This window comes from Azospirillum sp. A1-3 (assembly GCF_023806445.1).
Lineage (GTDB): Bacteria > Pseudomonadota > Alphaproteobacteria > Azospirillales > Azospirillaceae > Azospirillum.
In genome coordinates this window covers 24367-50364 of the sequence record NZ_JAMSLU010000001.1, presented here as the reverse complement: position 1 = coordinate 50364, position 25998 = coordinate 24367, and the positions used below count along the sequence as shown (strand labels likewise).

Genomic DNA, 25998 nt, shown 5'->3' with positions numbered 1-25998 from the left:
GCTCCTGGCAGCAGACGCGAAGGCGGCGGAGAAATCCGCCGCCTCTTTTTTTGTCCCCCTGGATGCCGTGACCCGTTTTGCCCCCCGGCGCACAGGACCCTCACGACGCGCCCAGCGAAGGGGTTACCCCTTTCCGGTGACAAAACGGTGATCTCCTGGCAAGCAATCGCCAGAAAATCGCCAAATACTTATTATATGAATTCACATGATCCGGGAGTGCGTGTTTTTCCCGTCACTGTCCTCGGGATGCGGAGACTTCCACCATCTCGGTCACTTGTCCGCCGCTGGATGGTGGGATTAAATATTGGAGCACAAGACACCGCTCGCGCCTCTCTCCGATGGGGCGCATGCATCCAGGATGACATGCCATGAAGCGCTCTCTCGTCATCGGCTGCGCAGCCGCTGCCCTCGCCGCCGGCTGCGGCACCGCCTCGGCCCAGGCCAAGTTCGATATCCTGTTGGGTGGCGACGCCTATTTCCAGGGCGCCTATGTCGACCAGGACAATGACAACGGCCTGCGCCAGACCGAGTTCGCCAACCGCTTCCGCCTCAACATCACCCCGACGGCCAAGGCCGACAACGGCCTGGAATATGGCGCCCGCCTGCGCCTGCGTGCCAACAACGGCACCGCCAACAACCGCAGCACCGACAGCGACCGCGCCTTCATCTTCGTGAACGGCGGCTTCGGCACGGTGCAGGCCGGTGTGATCAACGGCCTGTCGGACGAATACGGCATCATCGGCCCGAACATCGAAGGCATCGAAGGCTCGCCCGACGCCCAGTACCTGAACTACTACGTGAACGCCAACGGCGCCCCCTATGTGCTGGGCAGCCTGCGCACGCTGGAGTCGGGCGATGCCAGCACCAAGATCGTCTACCTGACGCCGAGCTTCGCCGGGTTCCAGGTCGGCGCCGCCTACACCCCGGTGTACGGCAGCAGCAACACCGACGTGAACCGCCGCAAGAACACCACCGCCTATCACGACATGGCCGAGGTCCAGGCCACCTACAAGGGCGCGTTCGGCGGTTTCGGCGTGGAGGCAAGCGCCGCCTACCAGTTCGCCAAGGCGGCCAGCGGGCTCGAGGACCTGTCCTCCGTCCATGTCGGCGCCAATGTGTCCTACGCCAACTTCAAGGTCGGCGGCAGCTACGCCTTCAGCGGCGACAGCGGTTACGCCACCGGCACCCGCGGCGTGGACGATCAGCAGGTGTGGATCGTCGGCGCCAACTACACGATGGGTCCGGTCATCCTGGCCGCCACCTACACCGACGCCAAGGGCATCGACAGCAACTTCGCCGGGCTGAATTCCCGCGCCCATGTCTGGCAGGGCGGCGTCACCTACACCGTGGCGCCGGGCCTGACCACGGGTCTGGAATACAGCTATCTCGACAACAAGGTCGGCGGTGTGAACAACGACGCCAACATCGTCCTGTGGGACACCCGCTTCGCTTTCTGAGCGCACGCGATCCCGGACGGCATGAACGCGAAAGGCGGCGGAGACATCCGCCGCCTTTTCCGTTATTCCGGACCGCCCTATTTCTTCGGAGCGGATTTCGGCTGGTCGGCCTTGGCATCCTTGGCCGCGGTGTCGCACATCATGAACAGCACCGACGACTCCAGCGGCGTCCAGACCAGCAGGTAGCGCTCCTTGTTGTGGTCGGCGAGGAAGGCGATGGTTTCCGGATCGGTCACGGACTTTGGATGGATTTCCCCCAGCAGAAAGCCGAGACGGCCGTAATTCGCCATCGTCCCCTGGAAGATGAAGTCCAGCCGTTCCTGATCGTCCTTCGCGATTTCCCAGCCGAACTGCTCCTGCCGCACGCAACGTCGGCCGTATTCGTCCAGAATCTTGTCCATGAAGCTGCGGTAGGTGCCGTCGTCCGTCAGCGGAAAGGCGGGCTCGCTGAAGCGCACCTTGGTCATCGGCGAGCCGAGCATCAGCTTGGCCTTGTCGTTCTTGGCGCCGGGCTTCGCCTTGGTCTCAGCCTTGGGCGTTGCGGTTTTGGGAGCCGGCTTCGCATGGTCTTCGGCGTGGGCGGGAGTGGCGACGGACCAGATGGCGACCGCGGCAGCAAGGAGGCCGGCGGGGGCCACCGACGTCAGGACGGAGAGCAGGGAACGATACGGACTCCGCATGCGGAGGTCTCCTCGATGTGCAAAAACGATGACGATCCCCCGCACCGGCGATCCGGACGCAAAGGGCATGGTCGCTTGGGGCGCTTGCGTTTCCGCGGACCGTCCGCTAACACGCCGCGGAAGCGCTGTACACCCGCAGCGACCGGATTGGGGGCGGCCATGACGACGACGCAGGGCACTGGCAGAGATACGCAAACCGGCGCCGAAGCAGGCGGTTCCGCCCACGCGGACAGCGTGGCGGGACGGCTCGACTCGGTGCGCCGCGCTATTGCGGAAACGGCATCGGCCTGCGGGCGCGGCGACGGCGCGGTGACGCTGGTCGCCGTGTCGAAGACCCATCCGGCCGAAGCGGTGGAGGAGGCGCTCGCCGCCGGCCAGCGCGTGTTCGGCGAGAACCGGGTGCAGGAGGCCAAGGCCAAGTTCCCGGCGCTGAAAGTGCGCTTCCCCGAGCTGGAACTGCACCTGATCGGTCCGCTGCAGACCAACAAGGTCAAGGACGCCGTCGCCCTGTTCGACGTGATCCAGACGCTGGACCGCCCGAAGCTGGCGGAGGCGCTGGCGGAGGAGATGGCGAAATCCGGCCGCCGCCCGCGCTGCCTGATTGAGGTCAACACGGGTGAGGAACCGCAGAAGGCCGGCATCGCCCCGGCGGAGGTGGAGGCCTTCCTGGCCGACTGCCGCGACCGGCTGGGGCTGCCCGTCACCGGGCTGATGTGCATCCCGCCGGTGGACGAGGAGCCGGCGATGCATTTCGCCCTGCTGGCGGAGATGGCGCGCCGGCTGGGTCTGTCGGAAATCAGCATGGGCATGAGCGGCGATTACGAGACCGCGGTCCGCTTCGGCGCCACCCATGTGCGGGTCGGCACGGCGATTTTCGGCGCGCGCCCTTATCCGGCCCAATAATCGGCCCGGCCCCGTAAACAGCGGCTTCATCGGCCGTTCGGGCCGGCGACGCTCAGCGCGCTTCCCGGCCCGCAGTCCTTCAGCAGGCGCAGCATGTCGTCGGGCGCCAGCGCGACGCAGCCGGCGGTCGGCGCGCGGTCCGGGCGGACGAGGTGCAGGAACACGGCACTGCCCATCCCCGGCACCACCGGGTCGTCATTGTGCCCCATCACCACCACGACGTCGTAGACATGATCGTCCCGCCACATCTCCTCGTGGCTGGCGGGATAGGGCCGGTTGACCGGACGGTTGTAGGCGGGATCCTCCGGCGCGTCGCACCAGCCGTCCTGCTCGGCGATGGGATGGAGCGGCAGCCCGGTCTCCGGCGGAGCCAGCCGGTCGGCACGCCACAGCACGCGACGCAGCGGGAAGCGGCCGACGGGGGTGGCGCCGTCACCCTCCCGCTTGTCGGCACGCACGCCGCCGCGGCCCAGCACACAGGGCACCTCGCCGCCCGGCCAGCGCAGCCGGCCGGTGGTGACCCGTGCGCCGTCATTGCCGCAGTAATTGTCGCCTTCATCCGGCGTCACGGTGATCTCGATGCTCATCCCGTCACCCGTGTGGTGCTGCCCGCGGCACCCTGCGCCGCCTTGCGCGACTGCTCATACTTGGCGAGGTTGCGCATCATCGTCTCCGACAGCATGTCCGGCGCGACTGGAGTCGGGCCGGCGGCATCGGCTGGCTGGTTGGCCGGTTGGCCGCCCGGTTGTCCATCGGCGGGCTGGGTTTGGCCGCCATTGGCCGCAGTCGCCCCGGCGGTGCGCGCGTTGGCGGTCACCGCCCCGGGGACCGGCGCCGCATAGCGGGGTGCGCTGTGCTTCGCCAGCGCGGAGCTGGCCAGCGGCGTGTCGCGGGCCGGCATCTTGCTGGGGTGTGGAGCCGCCCCGGCCGCGAGCTGCGCCGTCAGAACCGGCGAGGCATCCGCGGATTTGGCGGCAGAGGTGGCAGCCGCAAGCCGGACCGGCTGCCCGGCCGCGGGCTGCTGCGCCGACCCGAGATCGGCGGGCTTGGCGGCGGCCAGCGCGGCGGCAAGTCCGCCGGCGGGTGCCTGCTGTGGCTGCGCGGCGGGCTCCGCGGGGGAGCCGGACGCCGCCGGCCCCCCCGAGGCGTCCGCGACGGCGGTGGAGGCGGCGGGATGGTCACCGTCCCCAAAGCCGAGCGAGGCCATGACCGTTTCGCCGACATCCTGACCCGTCGCCTGTTCGACCACCGCGTTGGCGATGGAGGCCATGCCACCGATCACGCCGCCATACAGCATGTCGCCCATGATCCGCATGGGCGGCTGGATGGTGTCGCCGGTGATCTCGCGATAGATGGTGCTGACGATCGGGATGTGCTGCAGCGGGTTGATGATGTCCAGGAAGTCCCAGAAGGACATGTCGCCCTGGATTTCCACCGGGCCGCCATTGTGGCCGTCGCTGATGACCGGCGACGCCTTTTCGCGCGGCACCGGACGCTGGACGGCGCTGCTGTCGATTGTGGTGGCGTCGATGGCCATGGGCGGTCTCCCGGCTCGGTGGTCACCACAGGTACAGCAAGCGGCGTGCCAAGCCGGGGCGCCCGATCCGAACCGGATTCGACCGATTCGGGAGGATCCGGACAGTCAGCACCCGGAATCCGATTCCCACCACAGCCTGGCCGGCAAGAGACCGGCCAAAAACCGGCAAGTTCTGCCGGGCCGGCATGGCGATTCCTGCCCCGCCGGCCACGGCCTTTCGCCCCGGCCGTTCAGTCAGAACATATGGCCGCTGCGTTCCGCCTTGGTGCGGAGATAGGCCTCGTTGTGGCCGTTGGCCGGGAAGATGTGGGCCACCCGCTCCACCACCGCGATGCCGCAGCGGGCGAGCTGGCGCAGCTTTTCCGGGTTGTTGGTCATCAGCCGCACGGCCTCGAAGCCGAGCTGCCGCAGCATCTCCGCCGCCGGCAGATAGACGCGCTCGTCCGCTTCGAAGCCGAGGATCTCGTTGGCGTCCACCGTGTCGAAGCCACGATCCTGGATGCGGTAGGCGCGCAGCTTGTTGACCAACCCGATGCCGCGCCCCTCCTGCGCCAGATACAGCAGCACGCCGCTGCCCTGCCGGGCGATCTCGGCGATGGCGCCGCGCAGCTGGTCGCCGCAGTCGCAGCGCAGCGACCCCAGCAGATCGCCGGTGAAGCATTCCGAATGCAGGCGGGCCAGCACCGGGTGCTGCGGATCGGGGTCGCCGATGACGATGGCCAGATGCTCCGGTCCGCCGTCGGCCGGGCGGAAGGCGTAGATGCGCGTGTTTTCCGACCCAACCAGAGGCACCCGCGCGTCGGCGACGCGGCGCAGGGTCCGCACCACATGGACACGGTAATCGGCGACGTCCGACGCCCGCACCAGCAGCAGGTCATGCTCCGCCGCCCACTCCGCGGCGCTGATCCGGGCCGACGACGGCAGGTCGGCGGTGATGGCGGCGGGCAGCAGGCGGGCCAGCCGGGCGAGATCCACCGCCGCGGCCTCGCGGCTGCCGGGGCAAGCCTCGGCGGCGGCCAGACCGGCGGGCAGCGCATCCTGGGCCTGCGGATACTGTTCGGGATCGGCCAGCGCGTGAGCCTGGTCGGCGGTCAGCCCGCCGGGCCGGTCGAGCGTCATGGCACCGAACGCCTCCGCCGCGGCGCCGGGCGCCTGATCGTCGGCGATGTCGCTGACCGGCTGCGCCACGGCGGCGGCCAGCCCCAGCACCACGGCGCGGCGGCGGGTGACCACCAGCCGCGGGGTGCCGCCGGTCAGCGCCTTCAGCCGCTCCACGGCGTCGAGCGCCACCGACTCCACCGACACCGCGGCGCCGACGGTGCCGTCGGCGGTCTCGATCGCCACCACCTCGCCCCGGCGCAGGGCGGCCAGCGCCCGGTCGACGGCGCGCACGGCGGCCTCGTCGATGGGCGCCGCCGCGGCGGCTGCCGCGGGCGTGGACAGGGTGACCGTGGTGGCGGAGGAGGAGCGTTCGGCTTGCATCGTCAGCGGCTTTGCGTAGCGGGTGCGCCGGATACGGCGCGTAAAACGGGACATGGTGCGTTCGGCGGGCGAAGCAAAGCGCAGGTGGCGCGCCCCTGTCCAGCAATTCCCGCGCGCCACACCGTTGCCGGGGACACAACGATCCGGCTAGCCTGCCCGGCGCGGGAACCATCCCGGGCCGCCGGCCGGGCGGAGTCGGCCCCTCCAACGGGCCGCTCCGCCGCCCTTGACCATGGGCGCCGGGACGGCGACCGCAGCCCTTCAACCGGGAGCCCGTTCCCCGTGACCACCCTTTCGACGACCCCTGATCCGACCGTGTCCGTTCATCTGGTGATGCCGGCCGATCTTGCCGCCGATGCTTATGCCCGCCGCATGGTCGAGGCCCTGCGCGCCGCCGGGGCCGGCATCATGCTCCACGCCCTGCCCGGCCCGCACCCGCGGGTCGATCCGTCGGCGATCCTGGCGGCCGACGTCGCGCTGTCGCGGCTGCCCGACGGCGCGCCGGTCCTGCTGGACGGCAACGCCCTGCCCAACCTCGCCGCCAGCCTGCCGGCCGATAGCCGGCGCCTGCGCTTCACCGCGCTGATCGAACGCCTGCACTGGACCGAGCCGGGGCTGACCGCCGAAGAGGCCGCCGTGCGCCGCAATCTGGAACAGGGGGCGCTGTCGCTGATGCGCCATGTCGCGGTGCCGGACGAGACCGTCGCCGCCACCCTGCGGGACCTGGGCGTGCGGCCCGAGCGGATCGTCCTCGCCGCGGCGGACGCCGGCGGGGCGGCGGCGCTGCTGGCGGTTCTGTAGTAAGGCCCATCTGGAAGGCCCACCCTCTTCGCCACAAGCCATCACGACAATCCACCGGCGCCATGCTACTAAGGCGCCGCCCCCGGCCCTGCCGGCGTCAATCTTCGACTTCCGACTTCGTGCCGCGGACCATGACCATCGCAAAGCGCATCCTCCTGGTCGACGACGACACCGCCCTGCGCCAGTCGCTGGCGGAGCAGCTTCGGCTGCTGGAGGAGCTTGAGACGGAGGAGGCCGGCGACGGCGCCGGCGCGCTGAACGCGGTCCGCAAGGCGGGGGAGGCCGGAACCGGCTTCTCCGCCATCCTGCTCGACGTCGGACTGCCGGACATGGACGGGCGCGACGTCTGCAAGCTGCTGCGGCGCGAGGGGGTGCGCTGCCCCATCATCATGCTGACCGCCTCGGCCAGCGATGCCGACACCATCCTGGGGCTGGAATCCGGCGCAAGCGACTATGTGACCAAGCCCTTCCGCCTGGGGGTGCTGATCGCCCGGCTGCGCGCCCAGCTGCGCCAATTCGAGCAGACGGAGGACGCGGTCTTCGCCATCGGCCCCTACAGCTTCCGCCCCGGCGCCAAGCTGCTGCTGGACGAGGCCACCAACCGCAAGATCCGCCTGACCGAGAAGGAAACGGCGATCCTGAAATACCTGTACCGGGCGGGCGATCTGGTGGTCGGGCGCGAAACCCTGCTGGGCGAGGTCTGGGGCTACAACGCGGCGGTCACCACCCACACGCTGGAGACCCACGTCTACCGCCTGCGCCAGAAGATCGAGGCCGATCCGTCCAACGCCCGCATCCTGGTGACGGAACCCGGCGGCTACCGGCTGGTGCCCTGAGCCGCCTTCCGGGTCAGCCTCCTGGCCGTCTCCCCGATCAGCGCCGGCCGACCGAGGCCAGTTCGCGGCGACTGCCCCGTTCGGCGATTGTGACCTCGCCAGCAAAGCCCAACCAGCGGCGACGCTCGCCCATCTGCGGCCCGCCCGAAAGCTTGCCCAGCCGGGCCACGCCGAGTCCGCAGGCCGAAGGGCCGCCCCACAGGCCGCGCCCGCGCGGCACCACCGGCAGCAGCCGCAGCTTGCGGCCGACGATGGCCATCCGGCGGCGCCAGTGGGTGACGTCGTGCGGCGACACGCCGACGCGTCGAGCGATCTCGCGGTCGGACAGCAGGGCGCTGCCGGGGTCCTGCAGCAGGTCCAGCACCGCGCGGCGCTTGTCGCTGTCGGTATGGCGGGAGTGCTTGCGCTCCAGCGCCTTGCCCATGTCCCACAGCTTTTCCGCCGTCTCGCGCGCCAGGCTGCGCCAGCGGTCGGCCTCCTCGCGCTGGCGGTCGGCATCGCCCGCCGCCTTGTCGAGTTGCCGCCGCAGGGTGGCGAGTTCCAGTTCCAGGTCCTTCACCTGCCGGCGCAGGCCGCGGACCAGTTCGTCCGGCGGCGGCGGCGGGGCCGGCGCACCGGCGGGTTCGGCAGGTTGGGCGGTGGGCGGCGGCTCGGCCGCGGGCGGCACCGGCGTGCGGGCGCGCTCCGCCAGATCGCGGAAGGACAGCCCGGCGCGGGACAGCATGATGCGGGCGGCGCGCAGGGCGGACAGCGCCTCGCCCTGATGCTCCGACTCGGCCATGGCGAGGACTTTGGCGAGCTTGTCAGGATCCATCCGCGTCGGGTTCCGCCGGAGCCGGTCCCCACCCGCGCGGGGACCCTTTGGGAGTCATGCCGCGCAATGCGCGACGAGCCCCAACCTACCACATCTTATGGGTTTGGACAGATGCCCTTCGTAGGGTGTCGACTCGCGACACGGCCTGTTCGGAAGTCTTGTCCCCGATCCGTGGGATCCGCCCGGAAGAGATCAGCGGGGGAGAGATTTGCTAGACTTGGGCAAGCGGGGCCGCCACGATGGCGCCGTCATGACCGTTCGTTCCACCATCAATTCCGTGCAACCGCCCGCTCCTGAAGAGTCCGGCGGCGGGTCCCCCTTCATCGTACGCTTCTGGGGCGTGCGCGGCAGCATCGCGTCGCCCGGCCCGGCCACCGTGCGCTATGGCGGCAACACCGCCTGCATCGAGGTGCGCTGCGGCGGCGCCCACATCGTCTTCGACTGCGGCACCGGCATCCGGCCGCTGGGCGAGTCGCTGGCGCGCGACGGCGGGCCGGTGGACATCGACCTGCTGCTGACCCACAGCCATCTCGACCATATCAGCGGCCTGCCCTTTTTCGCGCCGGCCTTCGACCCGGCCGGCCGCCTGCGGCTGTGGTCCGGGCATCTGCCGCCGGAACGGCCGTTCCGCACCGTGCTGGCCGATATGATGACGGCGCCGCTGTTCCCGGTGCCGGTCGAGATCTTCCGCGCCGACTGCCAGTTCCGCGATTTCCAGGCCGGCCAGACGCTGGAGCTGGCGCCGGGAGTGGTGGTGCGCACCTGCCGCCTGAACCATCCCGACGGCGCCACCGGCTACCGGGTGGAGCATGGCGGCCGCAGCCTGTGCGTCCTGACCGACACCGAGCATCCGGCCGAAGGGCGCGATCCGGTGATCCTGGAGCTGCTGCGCGGCGCCGACGTGATGGTGTATGACAGCACCTACACCGACGCCGAATACCCGTCGCGCGTCGGCTGGGGCCATTCGACCTGGCAGGAATGCCTGCGGCTGGCGGAAGCTGCCGGAGTCGGCCGCGCGGTGATCTTCCACCACGACCCGGCCCGCACCGACGACGCGCTGGACGCCATCGCAGCCGAGGCGGCGGCGATGCGCCCCGGATCCCTGGTGGCCTATGAAGGGTTGGAGCTGTCCCTGTAGGATCGGCGCCATCCGTACCAGTTGAATCCCGAACAATCGGTTCCACTGAGCAAAAGCGCTTGTGCGTGTTCATTACGCCACAGGTTGCTTTGTCACACTGGCCTCCTGTGACAATCTTGGTATTAGATCGGCGTGCAACCCCGCCACGATTGGGGCGGGCGGGGTCGTTGATGCGTGCAAAGCTTGGGGGGAAGAGCGATGCGCATGACCGGTCGTGCCTTGGGTATTCTCGCCGTGCTGACCGTCGCGACGCAGCTTGGCGGCTGCGCCACCGCGCCGCCGCTGGAAAGCGCCAAGTTCGACGGCGAACCGCGCAGCGTGGTCCTGCAGCATCCCGCCAGCGGCGAGACGGCGTCCGTCACCTACTGGCGCCCCGGCGACGGGTATGACCCGGCCGCGATGCGCGAGATCGCCGTCCTGTTCCGCGACCGCCGCAGCGACGAGGTGATCCCGGTCGATCCGGCCCTGGTCGATATGCTGGTGGAGCTGCGCCAGCGCGTCGGCGCGTCGGCGGAGTCGCCGATCCGCCTCACCTCCGGCTACCGGTCGAGCGCGACCAACGCCAGCCTCGCCCGGACGAACCCGAACGTCGCCGAGAACTCCTATCACATGCGCGGTCAGGCGGCGGACTTCTCCATCGCCGGCATCCCGCCCTCGCGGCTGGCGGAGGAAGCGGCGGCGATGCAGCGCGGCGGCTACGCCATGTATGCCCACACCGGCCATGTCCATGTCGACACCGGCCCCTTCCGCACCTGGACGCCGAAGACCGGCGAACCGCGCGCGCCGCAGATCCTGGAGGCGCAGGCCCGCGCCCGTGCCAGGGCCCAGGCGCTCGCCATGAAGCATGGCGGCGGCAAGGGCCGCGTGCAGGTGGCCGAGGCCACGGCCAAGGCGGTCAAACCGGGCAAGCCGCCGGCGAAACCCGCCAAGGCTCCGGCCAAGTCCGCCGTCCGGGCGGCGGCCCCCGATCTGTCGCGCGTCCGCGTGGCGCTGGCCCAGGTCAAGGAAATGCCGGTGCAGAAGACGGCGAAACGCTAAACTCCACGCGCAGTCCCGTCACCCGCGCACCGGTACCGTCATGACCACCCTGCTAATCCTCCGCCACGGCCCGACCGCCTGGAACGCCGAAGGGCGCATCCAGGGCAGCATCGACGAGCCGCTGTCCGACGCCGGCCGGGCACGGGTCGCCCGCTATCGCCTGCCGCCCGAGTCGGCCGGGCTGCACTGGGTCGCCAGCCCGAAGCGCCGGGCCTGGGAAACCGCGACCCTGCTCGGCCTCGATCCCACGCCGGAGCCGCGGATCGTCGAAATGGATTGGGGCGAGTGGGAAGGCCAGCGCACCGAGGACCTGCGCGCCGACGGCCGCATGCCGGCCCGCCACGACCGGCTGGGGCTGGACTTCAAGGCGCCCGGCGGCGAAAGCCCGCGCGAGGTTCAGGCCCGTCTGCGCTCCTGGCTCGCCGATCTGGCGGCGGAGGGGCATCCGACCGGCGCCGTCGCCCACAACGGCATCCTGCGCGCGCTCTATTCGCTCGCCACCGGCTGGGACATGCGCGACGACCCGGCGGAGGAGTTGCGCAACGGCTGCGCCCACCTGTTCCGCATCACGCAAAACGGCGCGCCGGAGCTGATGCGGATGAACATCAGCCTGCTGGAGTAAGGGGGCACGACGGCCCCCTCCCCCGTCACCGTTCAGACTCAAACGTTCAGATCGACGATCACCGGCACATGGTCCGACGGCTTGGGCTCCCAGCCGCGGGCGTCGCGCAGCACCTTGATGCCCGTCAGCGCCCCTTCCAGCGGCGGGGTCACCCAGATGTGGTCCAGGCGCCGGCCGCGGTTGGAGGCAGCCCAGTCTTTCGCCCGGTAGCTCCACCAGGTGTAGAGCTTCTCCTCCGGCGGAACGAAGCGGCGCAGGGCATCGACCCAGCCGGCAGACGCCTGCATCGCCGTCAGCTTCTCCACCTCGATCGGCGTGTGGGAAACCACCGACAGCAATTCCCTATGGCTCCAGACGTCCTGTTCCAAGGGCGCGATGTTCAGGTCGCCGACCAGAACCATCGGCCGGTCGGACGTCCGCTCCGTGCCCAGCCAGTGGGTCATCTCGTCGAGGAACTGGAGCTTGTGGGCGAACTTGTCGTTCACCGCCGGGTCGGGAATGTCGCCACCGGCGGGGATGTAGACGCAATGCAGCTCGATCCCGCCCGGCAGATGGGCCAGCGCGTGGCGGCAGTCCTGCTTGCCGCACCAGTGCTGGACGTCATGCGACTCGAAGGGCAGGCGGGACAGGATGGCGACGCCGTTGTAGCTCTTCATCCCGTGGATGTGGGCGTGGACATAGCCGCGCTCCGCCAGCGGGCCGAGCGGGAAGTCGGCGTCCACCACCTTGGTTTCCTGCAGGCAGATCACGTCCGGCCGCTCCTCCTCCATCAGGCGGAGGAGGAGGTCCAGACGCATGCGGACCGAATTGATGTTCCAGGTCGCGATGCGCATTGCCGGCGGCTCAGGCGATCGTCAGGGTCAGGGTACCAACGCCTTCGACCTCGCCGGTCAGCACGTCGCCGGCCACCACCGGGCCGACGCCCTCCGGCGTGCCGGTATAGATCACGTCGCCCGGCTGCAGTTCGACGAACCCGGACAGGTAGGAGATCGTCTCCGCCACCGACCAGATCAGATCAGAGAGGTCGCCCTTCTGCCGCGGCTCGCCGTTCACCTGCAGGGTGACCGCCCCCTTGGCCGGATGGCCGATGTCGGCGACGGTGCGGATGGCGGAGCAGGGTGCCGACTGGTCGAACCCCTTGCCCATGTCCCAGGGCTTGCCTTCCTTCTTGGCGGCGGCCTGCAGGTCACGCCGGGTCATGTCGAGCCCGACGGCATAGCCGAACACATGGTCCAGAGCGCGGTCGACCGGAATGTCGCGCCCGCCGGTGCCAATGGCCACCACCAGCTCGATCTCGTGGTGCAGGTTGGCGGTCTTCGGTGGATAGGGGATGGTGGCGCCGTCGGCGACGATGGCGTCGGCCGGCTTCATGAAGAAGAAGGGCGGCTCGCGGTCGGGATCGGCGCCCATCTCGCGCGCATGGGCGGCATAGTTGCGGCCGACGCAATAGATGCGGCGCACCGGAAACGAATCGCCGCCCACGACGGGGACGGCCGGCTGGGACCACAGGGGAATGGCGAAGGCCATGGCATCGGCTCTCTGGTTGGAACGCTTACCCACAGCTAACCCGAAAGTCGGCAACGGACCAAGCGTCCAACCATCCGCCCTGCCCTGCAAATCGGTTCGGCGCTCCGGACAGGAGGCGGCCAAAAACGAAGACGCCCGGTCTGGGGGGGACCGGGCGTCGGAAGCTCCGATTCGGGAACCCGCGCGCGGCAGGGGAAACCGCTGGGCGGGCGATCGGCGTCGAATCGGCGTCGATCACTTCTTGACTCTTCAAGATGGAATTTGTACGCGTTCCCACCAATACGCTTGACGCATATCTGGTATGCATAGCCTGTTGTCTGTGCGGTTCTTGCTGACAAACGAAAGCCTTGCCCGCATTTTATCCGTTCATCCGATAATTCATCCAAAATATGGCATCCACGGTGACTGACAACGAGCGTTCCACCCCCGCCGACCGGCGGTCGCGTCTGCGGCCCGGCAAGAACGGCAAGCTCGCCCTTGGCCCCCTTCCGGAGCTGGTGGGTTACAACCTGCGCAAGGCTCAGGTTGCGGTGTTCCAGAGCTTTCAGAATGCGGTCGCTCCGCATGACATCACGCCCGGCCAGTTCGGCGTGCTGATCATGATCCGGGAGAACGAGGGGCTGTCGCAGTCCGACCTGGGCACGGCGGTCGGCATCGACCGGTCGACGATGGTCGCTGTGATCGACCGTCTCGAGTCGCGCGGACTCGTCGTGCGCGCTCCCTCGCCCAACGACCGCCGCTCCTACGCCCTGCGCCTGTCGCCGGAAGGCCAGACGCTGATGGACGACCTGATCCCGCGCGTCCAGGCGCATGACCAGGGCATGGTCAAGGACCTGTCCCCGGAAGAGCAGGCGCAGTTCATCGACTTCCTGCGCCGCGTGTCGCGGTCGAAGTAAGGGGCGCCGCCCCTTCCGTTCCAGGCACCGGAAAAGACTGACAGCCCGCCCCGCACCGGCAACCGCCGGATGCAGGGCGGGCTTTTCTATTTGGGCTTCGGCAAGGACCAAAGTAACAGGAGACCAAAACGAAAAAGGCTCAGCCGTTCAGCTGAGCCTTTTTATCGGGTCTAGCCCGGAAACTTAGTGGCGGAGGGAGAGGGATTCGAACCCTCGATACGCTTTTGACGTATACACACTTTCCAGGCGTGCGCCTTCAACCGCTCGGCCACCCCTCCGTAGAGGCCCGCGTTATAGCCAGAGGTTCGCGGCTATGCAAGCCTCCGTTTCACGCAAACGACGTTTTTTTGGCGGCGCGCTAAACCGATCCAGTTTCATCCGCCAATCTCATCCACCAGCGCGCCGACGGTGCGGCACAGCAGGTCCAAATCCTGGGGACGGGACAGGCGGTGGTCGCCGTCCTTCACCAGCGTGACGCGGACGTCGTCGCCGGTCAGCGCCTCGGCGATGCGCAGGCTGAGCTGCCAGGGGACGTCGGGGTCGCGCTGGCCGTGCAGCAGGCGGACGGGGCCGCCGAAGGCGATGGGGCCGCGCAGCAGAAGGTGGTTGCGGCCGTCCTCGATCAGGGCGCGGGTGATCGGCTGGGGTTCAGGGCCGTACTCCGACGGGCGGTTCCAGACGCCCTCCTCCATGATCTGCCGGCGGACATCGGCATCGAAGATGTCCCACATCAGGTCTTCGGTGAAATCGGGGGCCGGGGCGATGCCGACCAGCCCGGCCACCCGCTCCGGCCGGCGCGTCGCCGCCAGCAGCATCATCCAGCCGCCCATCGAGGATCCGACCAGGATCTGCGGCCCCGTCGTCACCTGGTCCAGCACCGCCAGCGCGTCGTCGGCCCACAGGCCGATGGTGCCGTCGGCGAAGCGGCCGCTGGAAGCGCCGTGGCCCTGATAGTCGAAGCGGGTGAAGGACAGGCCGCGTTCCACCGCCCAGGCTTCCAAAGTCGTCGCCTTGCCGCCGGTCATGTCGGACATGAAGCCGCCCAGAAACATGACGCCCGGCTTGCCCTGCCCGGACGGGCCGGCAGGGGTGTGGTGATAGGCTATGGTCGCGGCACCGCGCCTTAGGCTATGGTGCGCGCCGCCCGGATGGGCTGCGGTTTCGGTCATACGGTCACCTTCGACAAACGGACACCGGCACGCGGTCGGGCACCGGGCTCGACGGCGATCCGGCATGCCGGGGCCTGCGGCCGGTTCCGGGCCGCCCCTTGCGAGCAGCCGGCATCATGGATTTCGACCCCCACCTTACCACCGACCAGTCCCTGCGCAACGCGGACGCCCATCAGGACTCCCCTGTCCCCAACTGGCCGGAGCATTGGCCGGGCGGCCGGGCGCCGACGGTGCTGCAGGTGGTGCCGACGCTGGTCACCGGCGGGGCGGAGCGCGGCTGCATCGACATGGCGCTCGCCCTGCAGGCCGCCGGCGGCAAGCCGCTGGTGGCGTCGGAGGGCGGACCGATGGTGCGCGAACTGGACCGCGCCCGCATCACCCACCTGACGCTGCCGCTGGCCTCCAAGAACCCGCTGGTTATCCGCCGCAATGCCCGCCGGCTGGCCGCCATCATCCGCGAGCACAAGGTGGACATCGTCCACGCCCGCTCCCGCGCGCCGGCCTGGAGCGCGTGGCTGGCCTGCCGGGAGACCGGCGCCCGCTACATGACCACCTTCCACGCCCCCTACAATTTCGGCACGGGTCCGGTCGGCGGCCGGCTGAAGCGCTGGTACAACTCGGTGATGGCGCGGGGCGAGCGGGTGATCGCCATCTCCGGCTTCATCCGCGACCATGTGCTGGGCAACTACCCGGTCGATCCGGCGCGGGTGCGCGTCATCCACCGCGGCATCGACCGCGGCGTCTTCGCCCCCGACCGGGTCAGCCCGACGCGGCTGGTGACGCTCGCCAAGCAATGGAACCTGCCGGACGACCGGCCGGTGATCCTGCTGCCCGGCCGGCTGACCCGCTGGAAGGGCCAGACCGTGCTGATCGACGCGCTGGCCAAGCTGGGGCGCCAGGACGTGCTGGCCCTGCTGGTCGGCTCCGACCAGGGCCGCACCGGCTACCGGGAGGAGTTGGAGAACCGCATCGCCAATGCCGGCCTGCGCGGCGTGGTGCGGATGACCGACCATTGCAGCGACATGGCCGCGGCCTACCTGTTGTCGACGGTGGTCGTCTCCGCCTCGCGCGAGCCGGAAGCCTTCGGGCGGGTGATCGTGGAGGCGCAGGCGATGGGCAAGCCGGTGATCGTCTCGGCCATCGGCGCCTATCAGGAAACCGTCGTCCCCGGCGAAACCGCCTGGGTGGTGCCGCCGGACGATCCCGACGCTCTTGCCCGTGCGCTGGACGAGGCGCTGTCGCTGACCCCGGAGCAGCGCGAGGCCATCGGCGCCCGCGCCATCGCCTTCGTCGCCGACCGCTACACCAAGGACCGCATGTGCGCCGACACGCTGGCGGTCTATGCGGAGTTGCTGCAACCACGCTGAGATCGGCCTGTCGATGCAATCCGATCGATGCGATCCGATCCTTACCCCTTCCATCAAACCGACCGGACACCATGGCCGACATCCGACAGATTTCCGGCATCGCCGAAGTCATCGACCAGTATGACGGGTTCATCCTGGACCTGTGGGGCGTGCTGCATGACGGCGAACGGCCCTATCCCGGCGTGCCCGACTGCCTGGACCGCATGCGCGCCGCCGGCAAGACGTTGTGCCTGCTGTCCAACGCGCCCCGCCGCACCACCGGCGTGATCGAAAAGCTGGACGGCATGGGGTTGGGGCGCGAGCGCTACCACCATGTCATGACCTCGGGCGAGGCGACCTACGAGGCGCTGCGCGACCGCGACGATCCCTGGCACGCGGCCCTCGGCCGCCGGCTCTACCACATCGGGCCGGAGCGGGACACCGACGTCTATGAAGGGCTCGGCTACCGGATCGCGGCGACTCCGGAGGAGGCCGATTTCGTCGTCAACACCGGCATCGTCACCTTCGGCGAGACGGTGGCGGATTATCAGCCGCAGCTGGACGCCTGCCTCGCCGCCGGCCTGCCGATGATCTGCGCCAACCCCGATCTGGTGGTGATGGTCGGGCCGATGCTGGTGATCTGCGCCGGCACGCTGGCCGCCCATTACGAGCAGATGGGCGGCGACGTGCGCCAGCACGGCAAGCCCCATGCCCCGGTCTACGAGCGCTGCTTCAAGCTGCTGGGAATCGCCGACAGCAGCCGCATCCTGGCGGTGGGCGACAGCCTGCGCACCGATGTCGCCGGCGCCAATGCCGCCGGGATCGACGTGGCGCTGGTCACCGCCGGCATCCATCAGGAGGAACTGGGGGGCGCCGCCTGGGGGGCCGCGGTCGATCCGGCCAATTTGCGCGCTCTGGCCGATGCGTCGGGGCACATGCCCACCTACGCGGTGCCCAGCCTGCGCTGGTAATTCGTCAAGACGGGAGCGCGCAGGCGTCCTGCCCGCGTTCCCGTCTCAATCCAGCGGAACGGCGTCGTCCATCGCCTTGCCGAGCAGGGGTGACTGGCCGTCTTCGGCAAAGCCGCGATTGCCGATCGCGGTGCGGTAATAGCTGACGATGAAGACGCGGATGGAGGCGGTCAGATTGGCCTCGCCCCGCCGCTCGTCGATCTGGGTGCAGATTTCGTTCAGCGTCAGCCTTTCACGCTCGCAGATTTCCTTCAGCGAGTCCCAGATGTAAGGCTCCATCCTCAGGCTGGTACGGCGACCGCTTACCTTGACATTGCGGCAGAGCAGCCCCGGTCCTTCCTTACCCCTGCTCGCGCCCGTTCCCCCCATCGGAAACCCCGTTCCCCATCCGTTGCGTGCCCCGATCTCTCGTTGCGGGCAATACATCCATTTGTGTGACCATATTGCAAGCGGCGTGTGCCGTCCAAGCTCAATTCGACCCATGGCTGCGGATCGGCGCGACAATCGAGCGCAGGCGGGTATTGCATCCAACCGCAGATCGGCAGATTGCGGGGAAAAGCCGCTTCCTTTGGCCTGTACCTTCGCTATACCAGTGCCGGACGGCGGAAGAAGGGGAAGGATCGGCGATGACGCGACCGGAGAACGGACGATTCACGGCCCGCATCGCAGCCGGGTTCGCCATGGGGCTCCTGGTCCCCTGGGCCCCCTGGGCCCCCTGGATCGCCCCGGCAACACCGAGCGCCTGGGCCGCCGATGCCACCGGGCCCGCCACAGCCGTTCCCGCCGAGACCATCCCGGACTCCCTTCTCCGCAGCCGGATCGAGGCGCTGCTGCCGGCTCCCTGGCGCATCGAAGCGCTGACCGTGGAGCCGCTGGCCGCCCCGCCGTCTCCGGAAACCGGAATGTCGGCGCGGGTGACCGCGACGGTGGTGCTCGGCGGCCCGACCTATCTGGTGGACAGCCGCGAGGGGCCGGTGACCTTCCTGCGTCCGGCGGCCGAAGCCGGGTTGACCAAGCGCTGGGTCGCGACGGCGCTCGCCAGCCACGGGCCCGGCGGCTGGACCGTCGCACTGACGCCGCAGAGCCCCGGCCTGCTCGACGGCATCGGCAAGCCGGCCGCCGAATTGCCCGGCCGCACGGTCGTTCTCGGCACGCCGGAAGCAAAGAGCCTGCGCGAGCAGTTGGATCGCGACGCGGCGCAGCGGCTGGCCGAGGATACCGAACGCCGCCGGCGGGAGGAGGAACGGCTGGCCCAGCAGACCGCCGCGGCCAAGGCCGAAGCCGCCCGCGCGGAAACCGAACGGCGGGCGGTCGAGGCGCGCATCGCCCAGGTCGCCGACCTGCGCGGCAAGCTGTCCGGTCCCGACCGCGCCGCGCGGCTGGCCGCCTTCGAAGCGGCGTTGGGCGGCAACGATCCGGCATTGCGCCAGACGGCGATGGACGTTGCGCTGCAGAGCCGCGATCCGGTGGTCGCCAATCTGGCGCTGAAGGACTGGATCGCCCGCCACCGCGCCGTTCCGGTCCAGCTCTACGCCACCAAGGAGGATCCCAGTTCCGAGGTGGTGGTGCAGAATCTGGGGCCGATGACGCTGGAGATCGACGGCTTCAGCCCGGTCAACGGCGCGCTGGCCGGCAAGCTGGGGGCGCCCGGCTACAGCATCGCCCGGCCGTCCAGCATCGTCGGCACCCTGGCGCAGACCGAACTGGCGGTGAACTCCTTCGGCTGCGCCCTGACGCTGCGGCTGGCCGAGCACCGGACGCTCGACGGGCTTCTGCGCTGCCAGACGCTGCCGACGCTGATCGCCCGCATCACGCTCGATTGAGGGGGGAGGCGATGGGCCGAGTGCGGCGGAACTCCACCCTGCGGTTCGCGGCGTCCGCCCTGCTGCTGAGCGCCTGCACGGCCGGCTCCCTGGCCGGCGCGCTGGCCGAAACGCCGGCCAATACGCCGGCCGACCGGCTGACCCCTGCCGCCGCCCCCATCGTCGCCCTCCCCCGGCTGACGCCGACGCAGCTCCTTTCCCCACCGCTGACCCCGGGCGTGGTCTGGGAGCATCCGCCGGAAGCGCCGGCCCCGCTGTCGCCACCGGATCCACGCCCCGCCCCGGCCGGGCCCACCGCCGGCCGGGCGCCGACACCGCCCGCCGTGGTGAAACCGCCCGACGCCAAACCCGCCGAAGCGCTACCGGCTGTCGCGCTTCCGCCCCTGCCGCCCGTGAAGCCGCCGATCAATCCGCCGGGCGACGTGGCGCTCCCGCCGCCCCCCGCAGCGACGGCTGAAAAGACGGTCGCCGAAAAGCCGATCACCCTGGAGCCGCCCGCAAAGCCAACCGCCAAACCGCCTGCGGCCGCTCCGGCGCGGCGCAGCGTGACGGCCACCGCCGGCATCTACCTGCGGGCGACACCGGACGCCGATGGCCGGGTCCTCGATACGGTGGAGAAGGGCGAGCAGGTGACGGCCTTCGGCCCGCCCGTCGACGGCTGGCAGCGGGTCGGGCGGGACGGGAAGCCGCAGGGCTACGTCGCCGGCGAATATCTGGCGGAAGCCGCCCCCAACCGCACCGCCACCACCGCCACCACGGCACCGCCCAAGCCCGGCCGCTATGCCAAGGCCGAGCCGGAAGACCGCGGCTGCGCCCTGCCCGACGACCTGTCGGAGCGGGCGCAGCGCCCCCGCCTGCCCGGCGGAACCGTCGCCCGGCTGCGCGCCGCCGGCAACCTGCGTGTCGCCCCGGTCTGCGACGCCAAGGTGCTGGACGTGCTGGACGCCGGCGAGCGCGTCACCGTGCTGGAGGCCGTCGGCGGCTGGTACAAGGTCGGGCGGAAGGGCAAGGCGCTGGGCTATGTCGGCGCCGCCCTGCTGGCGCCCCTCAGGCGCTGAACGGGCGAGACCGCGGAACCGGTACGAGGCTACCCGGAAGGACGCGGCCCGGCCCCCCGTGAAGGGGCTTGTTCGGCCGTGAAAAAGGATTCTACAACAAGGGGGAGGCCGAACTTTCGCGGACAAACGGAGCGCCCGACAAGCCCGCCCCGTCCGACGGTTCGACCACCCCCGCCGGCCATGCGGCGCCGGTCAGGCCGGGCGGGGGCGCGAAGCACGACCGGGACAAGGATCACCACGATGTCGACCCAACACAAACAAGCCATGGACGCGGTCCTGCAGGCCGCCGCGCACGACATCGTCGCCACCCTTCAGGAGCGGGACGTCGCCGACCGCCACAGCGAGGAAGGGGACCTCGTCGTCCTCGACGTCGCCATCCTGCACGCCTACCGCATCTTCATGCGCATCTGCGAGGAGAACGGCCTGGACGTCGACGCCGGCTATTTCGCCGACCTCGCCGCCGATCTGGCCGAGGAAGTATCGCAGGACCAGGACGACTACGAGGACTGACCCCAGGGGACTGTCCCTAGGACCTGAGATCGGGACGAGAATGCCCCCGCCCTTCCCCGCGCTGCATGGGAACGGCGGGGGCAAATCCTTTTTGTGAAAGCCCACATCCGTGCTCCATCCCACCCCAGACGTGGCGATCATCGGCGCCGGCCCCGCCGGGTTGATGGCGGCGGAGATCGCCGCGACCGCCGGCCTGCGGGTCGCCGTGTTCGACCACACGCCGACCCCGGCGCGCAAGCTGCTGCTGGCCGGGCGCGGCGGGCTGAACCTGACCCATTCCGAACCGCTCGACCGCTTCCTCCCCCGCTATGGCGCCGCCGAGCCGCTGTTCCGCCGCCTGCTGGCCGGCTTCTCGCCGGACGACCTGCGCGGCTGGGCCGCCGGGCTGGGCATCGAGACCTTCGTCGGCAGCAGCGGCCGCGTCTTCCCGGTGCAGATGAAGGCCTCCACCCTGGTCCGCGCCTGGCTGCGGCGGCTGGACGGGCTGGGCGTCACCCTGCACAGCCGCCACCGCTGGACCGGCTGGGACGACACCGGCGCTCTGGCCTTCCGCACTGGAGAGGACGTCGTCACCGTCGCCCCGCGCGCCACGCTGCTGGCGCTGGGCGGGGCGAGCTGGCCGCGCACCGGGTCGGACGGCGGCTGGGTCCCGCTGCTGGAGGGGTTGAGGGTGGAGGTGGCGCCACTGGTGCCGTCCAACATGGGCTTCGAGGTGCCCTGGTCCGATCACCTGCGCGACCGCTTCGCCGGCCAGCCGGTGAAGAGCGTCGGACTGTCTGCTGCCGGCCGCCGCCTGAAGGGCGAGTTCGTCATCACCGAGACCGGGATCGAGGGCGGCGCCGTCTACGCCCTGAGCGCCCCCTTGCGCGACGCCATCACCAAGGAGGGCTGGGCGACCCTGACGCTGGACCTGCTGCCGGACATGGCCGAGGCCGAGCTGGTCAAGCGCCTGCGCCGCCGCGGTGCCGAGTCGCTGTCCACCTTCCTGAAGAAGTCGCTGTCGCTGACCGGCCCGCGCGCCGCCCTGCTGCGCGAGTTCGCCCCAGCCGCCGACCTGACCGATCCGGTGGCGCTGGCCCGTCAGATCAAGGGGCTGTCGGTGGTGCTGACCGGCGTCCGCCCCATCGAGCGCGCGATCTCCAGCGCCGGCGGCGTCCGTTTGTCGGAACTGGACGACCGGCTGATGCTGACCCGCCGCCCCGGCCTGTTCCTGGCCGGCGAGATGCTGGACTGGGAGGCGCCGACCGGCGGCTATCTGCTGCAGGGCTGCTTCGCCATGGGCGTGGCGGCCGGCAAGGGGATGGTGGAGTGGCTGGGACGGCTGGCTCCCTCCCCCGAGTGAGACCGGCACCCCCCCCGCAATTTCGGATAGCGTCATCCTTTCGCCACGGTCGGGAGACAAATAATCGTCGGCCCGCCACCGGTCTTCCGGCGGCGCGGATGTAGGCGTATGAGGACCGAAGCGGGAACGTTTCCCGCACTCACCGCATCGACCCGATGGGGCTTCAGCGAGCGCGCCCGTGACCGCCGACCGACCCGACCACCAAAGGGACCAGAGGACGGGCCAGCTCTACGCCGGCCCCCGCCCGGTCCGCACCCGCGAAGCCCCGTCGCCGCTCGACCGGCTGACGGCGGGCGAGGTCGCCCGTACGCTGGCCGCCAAGGCGTTCGAGATCGCCCGCGACCGGCTGGCCACCCTTGGCCAGAGGCTCGGCCAGGGCAAGCCGCGCCGCAGGCAGCCGCCCCCCTCCGCCGCCCCACCGCCGACGCCCTACAAGCAGCCCCGCCGGCCGCGCCGCCGTGGCTTGCCATCCTTCACGCTGCCATCCTTCACTCTGCCAAGGATCTCCTTGCCCAAAATAAGAGCGTCCAAGCCGTCCGCCCCCCGATCCGGCGGTTCCCAGCCGCCGCAGCCGCCGTCTCCGCCCGCCGGTCGCCCCGGCCGGGCGCCGCAGCCACCCCGCAAGGGCAGCGGCTGGATGAAGCAGCTTGTCCAGTGGGGCCTCGTCGCCGCCATCTGGTGCGGCATCGGGCTTGGCGCGGTGCTGGCTTGGTTCGCGCTCGACCTGCCGGACATCTCCAAGGTGGCGCAGTTCGAACGCCGCGCCTCGATCACCGTCCTGGCCGCCGACGGCAGCGAGTTCGCCCGCTTCGGCGACCTGCAGGGCACGACGCTGAGCGTGAAGGATCTGCCGCCGCATCTGGTCGACGCCGTGCTGGCGATCGAGGACCGCCGCTTCTACAGCCATTTCGGCATCGACCCGCTGGGTCTGGCCCGCGCCGTCTATGTCAACTGGCGCTCCGGCCGGGCGGTGCAGGGCGGCTCCACCATCACCCAGCAGCTTGCCAAGAACCTGTTCCTGACGCCCGAGAAGTCGCTGAAACGCAAGATCCAGGAGGCGATGCTGGCGCTGTGGCTGGAGAGCCGCTTCACCAAGGACCAGATCCTCACCGCCTATCTGAACCGCGTCTATCTCGGCGCCGGCACCTTCGGGGTGGACGCCGCCGCCCGCACCTATTTCGGCAAGCCGGCGACCGAGGTCGACATCCGCGAATCGGCCGTCCTCGCCGGCCTGCTGAAGGCGCCGTCGCGCTACGCCCCCAGCTCCAACCCCGATGAGTCGGCGGAGCGGGCGCGGGTGGTAATGGCGGCGATGCTCGACGCCGGCTACCTCACCCAGGCGCAGTATGATGCCGCCCGCACCGCCAAGCCCTCGCCCAGGCGCAGGCCCGGCGGCGATGGCCGCTATTTCGCCGACTGGGTGACCGATCTGGTGCCGGGCTTCGCCGGTCCCGACCATGGCGACGTCATCGTCCGCACCACGCTGGACCTGCGGATGCAGCGCGCCGCCGAACAGCGGATGGAGGCTCTGCTCGCCGGCCCCGGTGCCGCCGCCAACGTCCGCCAGGGCGCGCTGGTCGCCATGAGCCCCGACGGCGCCGTGCGCGCGCTGGTCGGCGGCCGCGATTACGACAGCAGCGAGTTCAACCGCGCCACCCAGGCGCTGCGCCAGCCGGGCTCGGCCTTCAAGCCCTTCGTCTATCTGGCGGCGCTGGAAACCGGCTGGACCCCCGACAGCCTGATCGACGACGCCCCGGTCCAGCTCGGCAACTGGAGTCCCGGCAATTACGACGGCAAGTACCGTGGCAGCATCACGCTGGCCTCGGCGCTGGCCCATTCCTCCAACACCGCGACGGCGCGGCTGATCGACCGGGTCGGCACCGACCGGGTGCGGCGGATCGCGTCCGACCTCGGCATCTCCTCGCCGCTGACCCGCGACCTGTCGCTGGCGCTCGGCACCAGCGAGGTGACGCCGCTGGAGCTGGTGCGCGCCTATGCCGGCATCGCCAACCGCGGCGTCCCCGTCTGGGCCTATGCCATCACCGAGATCAAGAGCCGCGACGGCGCCGTGCTTTACCGGCGCCAGGGCGGCGGCGGCGCGCCGGTGGTCGACCCCGCCCACGCGGTTCAGCTCGCCCGGATGATGAGCGGCGTGCTCGACTACGGCACCGGCCGCAGCGCCCGGCTGAACCGCCCGGCGGCGGCCAAGTCCGGCACCACCCAGGACTATCACGACGCCTGGTTCGTCGGCTTCACCGCCGATCTGGTCGCCGGTGTCTGGCTCGGCAACGACAACAACGACGCCATGAAGAAGGTCACCGGCGGCACCCTGCCGGCCAAGCTGTGGCGCGAGTTCATGTTGGACGCCCATGCCGGCAAGCCCGCCCGCCCGCTCCCCGGCCTGGACGGCGCCCCCGCCTGGACCCCGCCGCCGGGAAGCGCGATGCCGAACGGCGTCCCGATGGCCTCGGCCGACGCGTCGCCCGGCGGCGCCATCGGCTCGCTGATCGAAAAGATCGCCGGCAGCTCCGGCGCCGCGCCGAAGGTGCAGCACGACTACAGCAACAGCGGGGTGCGGTAGGGGGAGTGTCGGGTGCCCCCTCCCCATCCCTCCCCCGCTTCGCGGGAGAGGGGGCAGTACGCTTGCGGAGGTCACACAAAGGAGCGGCGGAGTTCCCTCTCCCGCGAAGCGGGGGAGGGTTAGGGAGGGGGCCCCCACATCCACCACCCCACCCCCAGGTTCCCCCCACCGCCCCGACCCTGCTATACCTCCCCCCGACTTTCCCCACGGCGGATGACACATGCAGGCGGACGATGGACTGGACGGAGCGGAACTGCTGGCGGAGGCCGCGCCCCCGCCGGCTGCCGACACCCCAACTCCGCTCGCCGCTCCGCCCGCCCGCCCCCGCGACGCCCTCAACCCGCTGCTCAGCGTCGCAGCCCCGGTGCTGGCGCTCGCCACCTCCTTGCGCGACCGCGCCCTGACCGACCCGCCGCGCGCCGCCGCCGCCGCGGCGCTGGAGCGGTTCGACCGCGCCGCCGCCGGCGCCGGCCTCGACCCCGACGACATCCGCGCCGCCCGCATCGCGCTGGCCGCCACGCTGGACGACGTCGCCCGCGCCGCCGGCCATGGCGGGGCGGCGGTGGCCGAGCCCGGTGCCGGAGTGCGCTTCTTCGACCTGCTCGACGGCATGCTGTGCGATCCGCGCCGCCACCGCCATGCGCTGGAGCTGTTCTACGCCTGCCTGTCGCTCGGCTTCGAAGGCCGCTTCCGCGACAAGCCCGGCGGCGCCCACGACCTCGCCCGCCTGCGTGACGAGCTGTACCGCATCCTGCGCCGCGCCCGCGGCGACGTGCCGGCGGAGCTGTCTCCCGCCTGGACCGGGGTGGCGGAGCCGTTCCGGCCTATCGGCAACCGGCTGGGCGGCGGCTTGCCCGGCTGGCTCATCTGGGCGGCGGTGGCGCTGGGCCTGTCCGGCCTCTATGTCCATCTCGCCGGCACCCTCGACCGGCAAGCGGAGCCGGTGGCCGCCCGCATCGCCGCCTTGCTGCCCGACCGGCCGATCGAGATCGCCCGGCTGGTCCCGCCGCCGCCGCCCACCGCCGGCCCGGCGCTGATCGCCCGCATTACCGGCCAACTCGCCCCGGAGATCCGCACCGGCTCCGTCGAGGTGCTGGCGGGGGAGGATGGCGCCCTGGTCGTCCGTATTCCGGCCGCCGCCATGTTCGCCACCGGCAGCGACGCGGTGAAGGCCCGCCACCGCGCCATCGTCGAGCGGGTGGGCCAGACCCTGGCGACCGAGTCCGGCGGCGTCCTGGTGGTCGCCCACACCGACGACCAGACCCCGCCGGCCGGCCGCCTCGCCACCGCGCAATCCCTGACCGACGCCCGCGCCGAAGCCGTGCGCAAGCTGCTGGAGCACACGATCGCCCCCGCCCGCCTGTCGGCCGAGGGCCATGGCGACCAGGAGCCGGTCGCGCTGAACGACACGCCCGCCGGGCGCGACGCCAACCGGCGGATTGACATCCGCCTCTATCCGCAATAGGG

25 protein-coding genes and 1 tRNA gene are annotated in these 25998 nt (G+C 70.5%); 16 read left to right on the top strand and 10 right to left on the bottom strand.

Going from position 1 to position 25998, the window contains the following annotated elements; all coding sequences use genetic code 11:
• Positions 1–368: 368 nt before the first annotated feature.
• Entirely contained in the window at positions 369–1457 is a 1089-nt protein-coding gene (locus M5E06_RS00220; protein ID WP_109151326.1) for a porin, read from the top strand.
• A gap of 77 nt (positions 1458–1534) precedes the next feature.
• On the opposite strand, the gene M5E06_RS00215 is transcribed toward M5E06_RS00220, so the two are convergent.
• The gene (locus M5E06_RS00215; RefSeq protein ID WP_109151325.1) at positions 1535–2137 is read right to left on the bottom strand and encodes a hypothetical protein; all 603 of its coding nucleotides are present in this window, start codon (positions 2135–2137) and stop codon (positions 1535–1537) included.
• 159 nt (positions 2138–2296) lie between these two features.
• On the opposite strand from M5E06_RS00215, the gene M5E06_RS00210 reads away from it, so the two are divergent.
• Positions 2297–3040: a YggS family pyridoxal phosphate-dependent enzyme gene (locus tag M5E06_RS00210; RefSeq protein WP_252136732.1), complete on the top strand. Its 744-nt coding sequence runs from the start codon at positions 2297–2299 to the stop codon at positions 3038–3040.
• A gap of 26 nt (positions 3041–3066) precedes the next feature.
• Here the strand turns inward: M5E06_RS00210 and M5E06_RS00205 are convergent, their stop codons facing one another.
• The 3 genes from M5E06_RS00205 to ribA all read right to left on the bottom strand — a co-directional run bounded on the left by M5E06_RS00205 (position 3067) and on the right by ribA (position 6059).
• The gene (locus M5E06_RS00205) at positions 3067–3627 is read right to left on the bottom strand and encodes a L,D-transpeptidase family protein (protein ID WP_252136731.1); all 561 of its coding nucleotides are present in this window, start codon (positions 3625–3627) and stop codon (positions 3067–3069) included.
• Positions 3624–4577, bottom strand: coding sequence for a hypothetical protein (locus M5E06_RS00200; protein ID WP_252136730.1), 954 nt, complete (start codon positions 4575–4577; stop codon positions 3624–3626). Before M5E06_RS00200 ends, M5E06_RS00205 begins: the two co-directional genes overlap by 4 nt.
• 234 nt (positions 4578–4811) lie before the next feature.
• Entirely contained in the window at positions 4812–6059 is a 1248-nt protein-coding gene (ribA, locus tag M5E06_RS00195; RefSeq protein WP_252138495.1) for a GTP cyclohydrolase II, read from the bottom strand.
• A 282-nt stretch (positions 6060–6341) separates the two neighbouring features.
• Here ribA and M5E06_RS00190 point away from each other — a divergent pair, with 282 nt between their 5' ends.
• Both M5E06_RS00190 and M5E06_RS00185 read left to right on the top strand, forming a co-directional pair.
• Positions 6342–6860, top strand: coding sequence for a glycosyl transferase (locus M5E06_RS00190; protein WP_252136729.1), 519 nt, complete (start codon positions 6342–6344; stop codon positions 6858–6860).
• Between the two features lie 131 nt (positions 6861–6991).
• Positions 6992–7696, top strand: coding sequence for a response regulator transcription factor (locus M5E06_RS00185; RefSeq protein WP_252136728.1), 705 nt, complete (start codon positions 6992–6994; stop codon positions 7694–7696).
• 37 nt (positions 7697–7733) lie between these two features.
• On the opposite strand, the gene M5E06_RS00180 is transcribed toward M5E06_RS00185, so the two are convergent.
• A complete protein-coding gene (locus M5E06_RS00180) occupies positions 7734–8510 on the bottom strand; it encodes a hypothetical protein (RefSeq protein ID WP_252136727.1) in 777 nt (258 codons plus the stop codon).
• Between the two features lie 250 nt (positions 8511–8760).
• On the opposite strand from M5E06_RS00180, the gene M5E06_RS00175 reads away from it, so the two are divergent.
• From M5E06_RS00175 to M5E06_RS00165, 3 genes are all read left to right on the top strand, one after another.
• A complete protein-coding gene (locus tag M5E06_RS00175; RefSeq protein WP_252136726.1) occupies positions 8761–9648 on the top strand; it encodes an MBL fold metallo-hydrolase in 888 nt (295 codons plus the stop codon).
• 204 nt (positions 9649–9852) lie between these two features.
• Entirely contained in the window at positions 9853–10686 is an 834-nt protein-coding gene (locus M5E06_RS00170) for a YcbK family protein (RefSeq protein WP_252136725.1), read from the top strand.
• 40 nt (positions 10687–10726) lie between these two features.
• Entirely contained in the window at positions 10727–11308 is a 582-nt protein-coding gene (locus M5E06_RS00165; RefSeq protein WP_252136724.1) for a histidine phosphatase family protein, read from the top strand.
• A 38-nt stretch (positions 11309–11346) separates the two neighbouring features.
• On the opposite strand, the gene xth is transcribed toward M5E06_RS00165, so the two are convergent.
• The gene (gene xth / locus M5E06_RS00160) at positions 11347–12141 is read right to left on the bottom strand and encodes an exodeoxyribonuclease III (protein WP_252136723.1); all 795 of its coding nucleotides are present in this window, start codon (positions 12139–12141) and stop codon (positions 11347–11349) included.
• Between the two features lie 10 nt (positions 12142–12151).
• Complete coding sequence (locus M5E06_RS00155) at positions 12152–12835, bottom strand: fumarylacetoacetate hydrolase family protein (protein WP_252136722.1); 684 nt, start codon at positions 12833–12835, stop codon at positions 12152–12154.
• Between the two features lie 401 nt (positions 12836–13236).
• On the opposite strand from M5E06_RS00155, the gene M5E06_RS00150 reads away from it, so the two are divergent.
• The gene (locus M5E06_RS00150) at positions 13237–13731 is read left to right on the top strand and encodes a MarR family winged helix-turn-helix transcriptional regulator (protein ID WP_244560711.1); all 495 of its coding nucleotides are present in this window, start codon (positions 13237–13239) and stop codon (positions 13729–13731) included.
• A gap of 187 nt (positions 13732–13918) precedes the next feature.
• Here the strand turns inward: M5E06_RS00150 and M5E06_RS00145 are convergent.
• Both M5E06_RS00145 and M5E06_RS00140 read right to left on the bottom strand, forming a co-directional pair.
• Positions 13919–14009: transfer RNA gene (locus tag M5E06_RS00145), tRNA-Ser, on the bottom strand.
• Between the two features lie 96 nt (positions 14010–14105).
• Positions 14106–14900, bottom strand: coding sequence for an alpha/beta hydrolase family protein (locus M5E06_RS00140; RefSeq protein WP_252136721.1), 795 nt, complete (start codon positions 14898–14900; stop codon positions 14106–14108).
• 116 nt (positions 14901–15016) lie between these two features.
• Here M5E06_RS00140 and M5E06_RS00135 point away from each other — a divergent pair, with 116 nt between their 5' ends.
• Both M5E06_RS00135 and M5E06_RS00130 read left to right on the top strand, forming a co-directional pair.
• Positions 15017–16267, top strand: a complete 1251-nt coding sequence (locus M5E06_RS00135; RefSeq protein ID WP_252136720.1) for a glycosyltransferase family 4 protein — start codon at positions 15017–15019, stop codon at positions 16265–16267.
• A gap of 71 nt (positions 16268–16338) precedes the next feature.
• Positions 16339–17217, top strand: a complete 879-nt coding sequence (locus M5E06_RS00130) for a TIGR01459 family HAD-type hydrolase (RefSeq protein ID WP_252136719.1) — start codon at positions 16339–16341, stop codon at positions 17215–17217.
• A 45-nt stretch (positions 17218–17262) separates the two neighbouring features.
• On the opposite strand, the gene M5E06_RS00125 is transcribed toward M5E06_RS00130, so the two are convergent.
• Positions 17263–17586: a ribbon-helix-helix domain-containing protein gene (locus M5E06_RS00125; RefSeq protein WP_109076016.1), complete on the bottom strand. Its 324-nt coding sequence runs from the start codon at positions 17584–17586 to the stop codon at positions 17263–17265.
• Positions 17587–17843: 257 nt separating this feature from the next.
• Between M5E06_RS00125 and M5E06_RS00120 the strand changes: the two genes are divergently transcribed.
• The 6 genes from M5E06_RS00120 (at position 17844) to icmH (ending at position 25996) form a co-directional block, all read left to right on the top strand.
• On the top strand, positions 17844–19040 hold the full coding sequence (locus tag M5E06_RS00120) for a hypothetical protein (RefSeq protein WP_252138551.1): 1197 nt from the start codon (positions 17844–17846) through the stop codon (positions 19038–19040).
• An 11-nt stretch (positions 19041–19051) separates the two neighbouring features.
• Positions 19052–20098, top strand: a complete 1047-nt coding sequence (locus M5E06_RS00115) for an SH3 domain-containing protein (RefSeq protein ID WP_502801951.1) — start codon at positions 19052–19054, stop codon at positions 20096–20098.
• A 240-nt stretch (positions 20099–20338) separates the two neighbouring features.
• Positions 20339–20608 carry a hypothetical protein gene (locus M5E06_RS00110; RefSeq protein ID WP_085087355.1) on the top strand — a complete coding sequence of 90 codons (270 nt, stop codon included), beginning with the start codon at positions 20339–20341 and terminating at the stop codon, positions 20606–20608.
• 109 nt (positions 20609–20717) lie between these two features.
• On the top strand, positions 20718–21950 hold the full coding sequence (locus M5E06_RS00105; protein WP_353654310.1) for a BaiN/RdsA family NAD(P)/FAD-dependent oxidoreductase: 1233 nt from the start codon (positions 20718–20720) through the stop codon (positions 21948–21950).
• Between the two features lie 178 nt (positions 21951–22128).
• Positions 22129–24531, top strand: a complete 2403-nt coding sequence (locus M5E06_RS00100) for a transglycosylase domain-containing protein (protein WP_252136717.1) — start codon at positions 22129–22131, stop codon at positions 24529–24531.
• A gap of 220 nt (positions 24532–24751) precedes the next feature.
• Positions 24752–25996: a type IVB secretion system protein IcmH/DotU gene (gene icmH, locus M5E06_RS00095; RefSeq protein WP_252136716.1), complete on the top strand. Its 1245-nt coding sequence runs from the start codon at positions 24752–24754 to the stop codon at positions 25994–25996.
• The last annotated feature ends 2 nt before the right edge of the window (positions 25997–25998 follow it).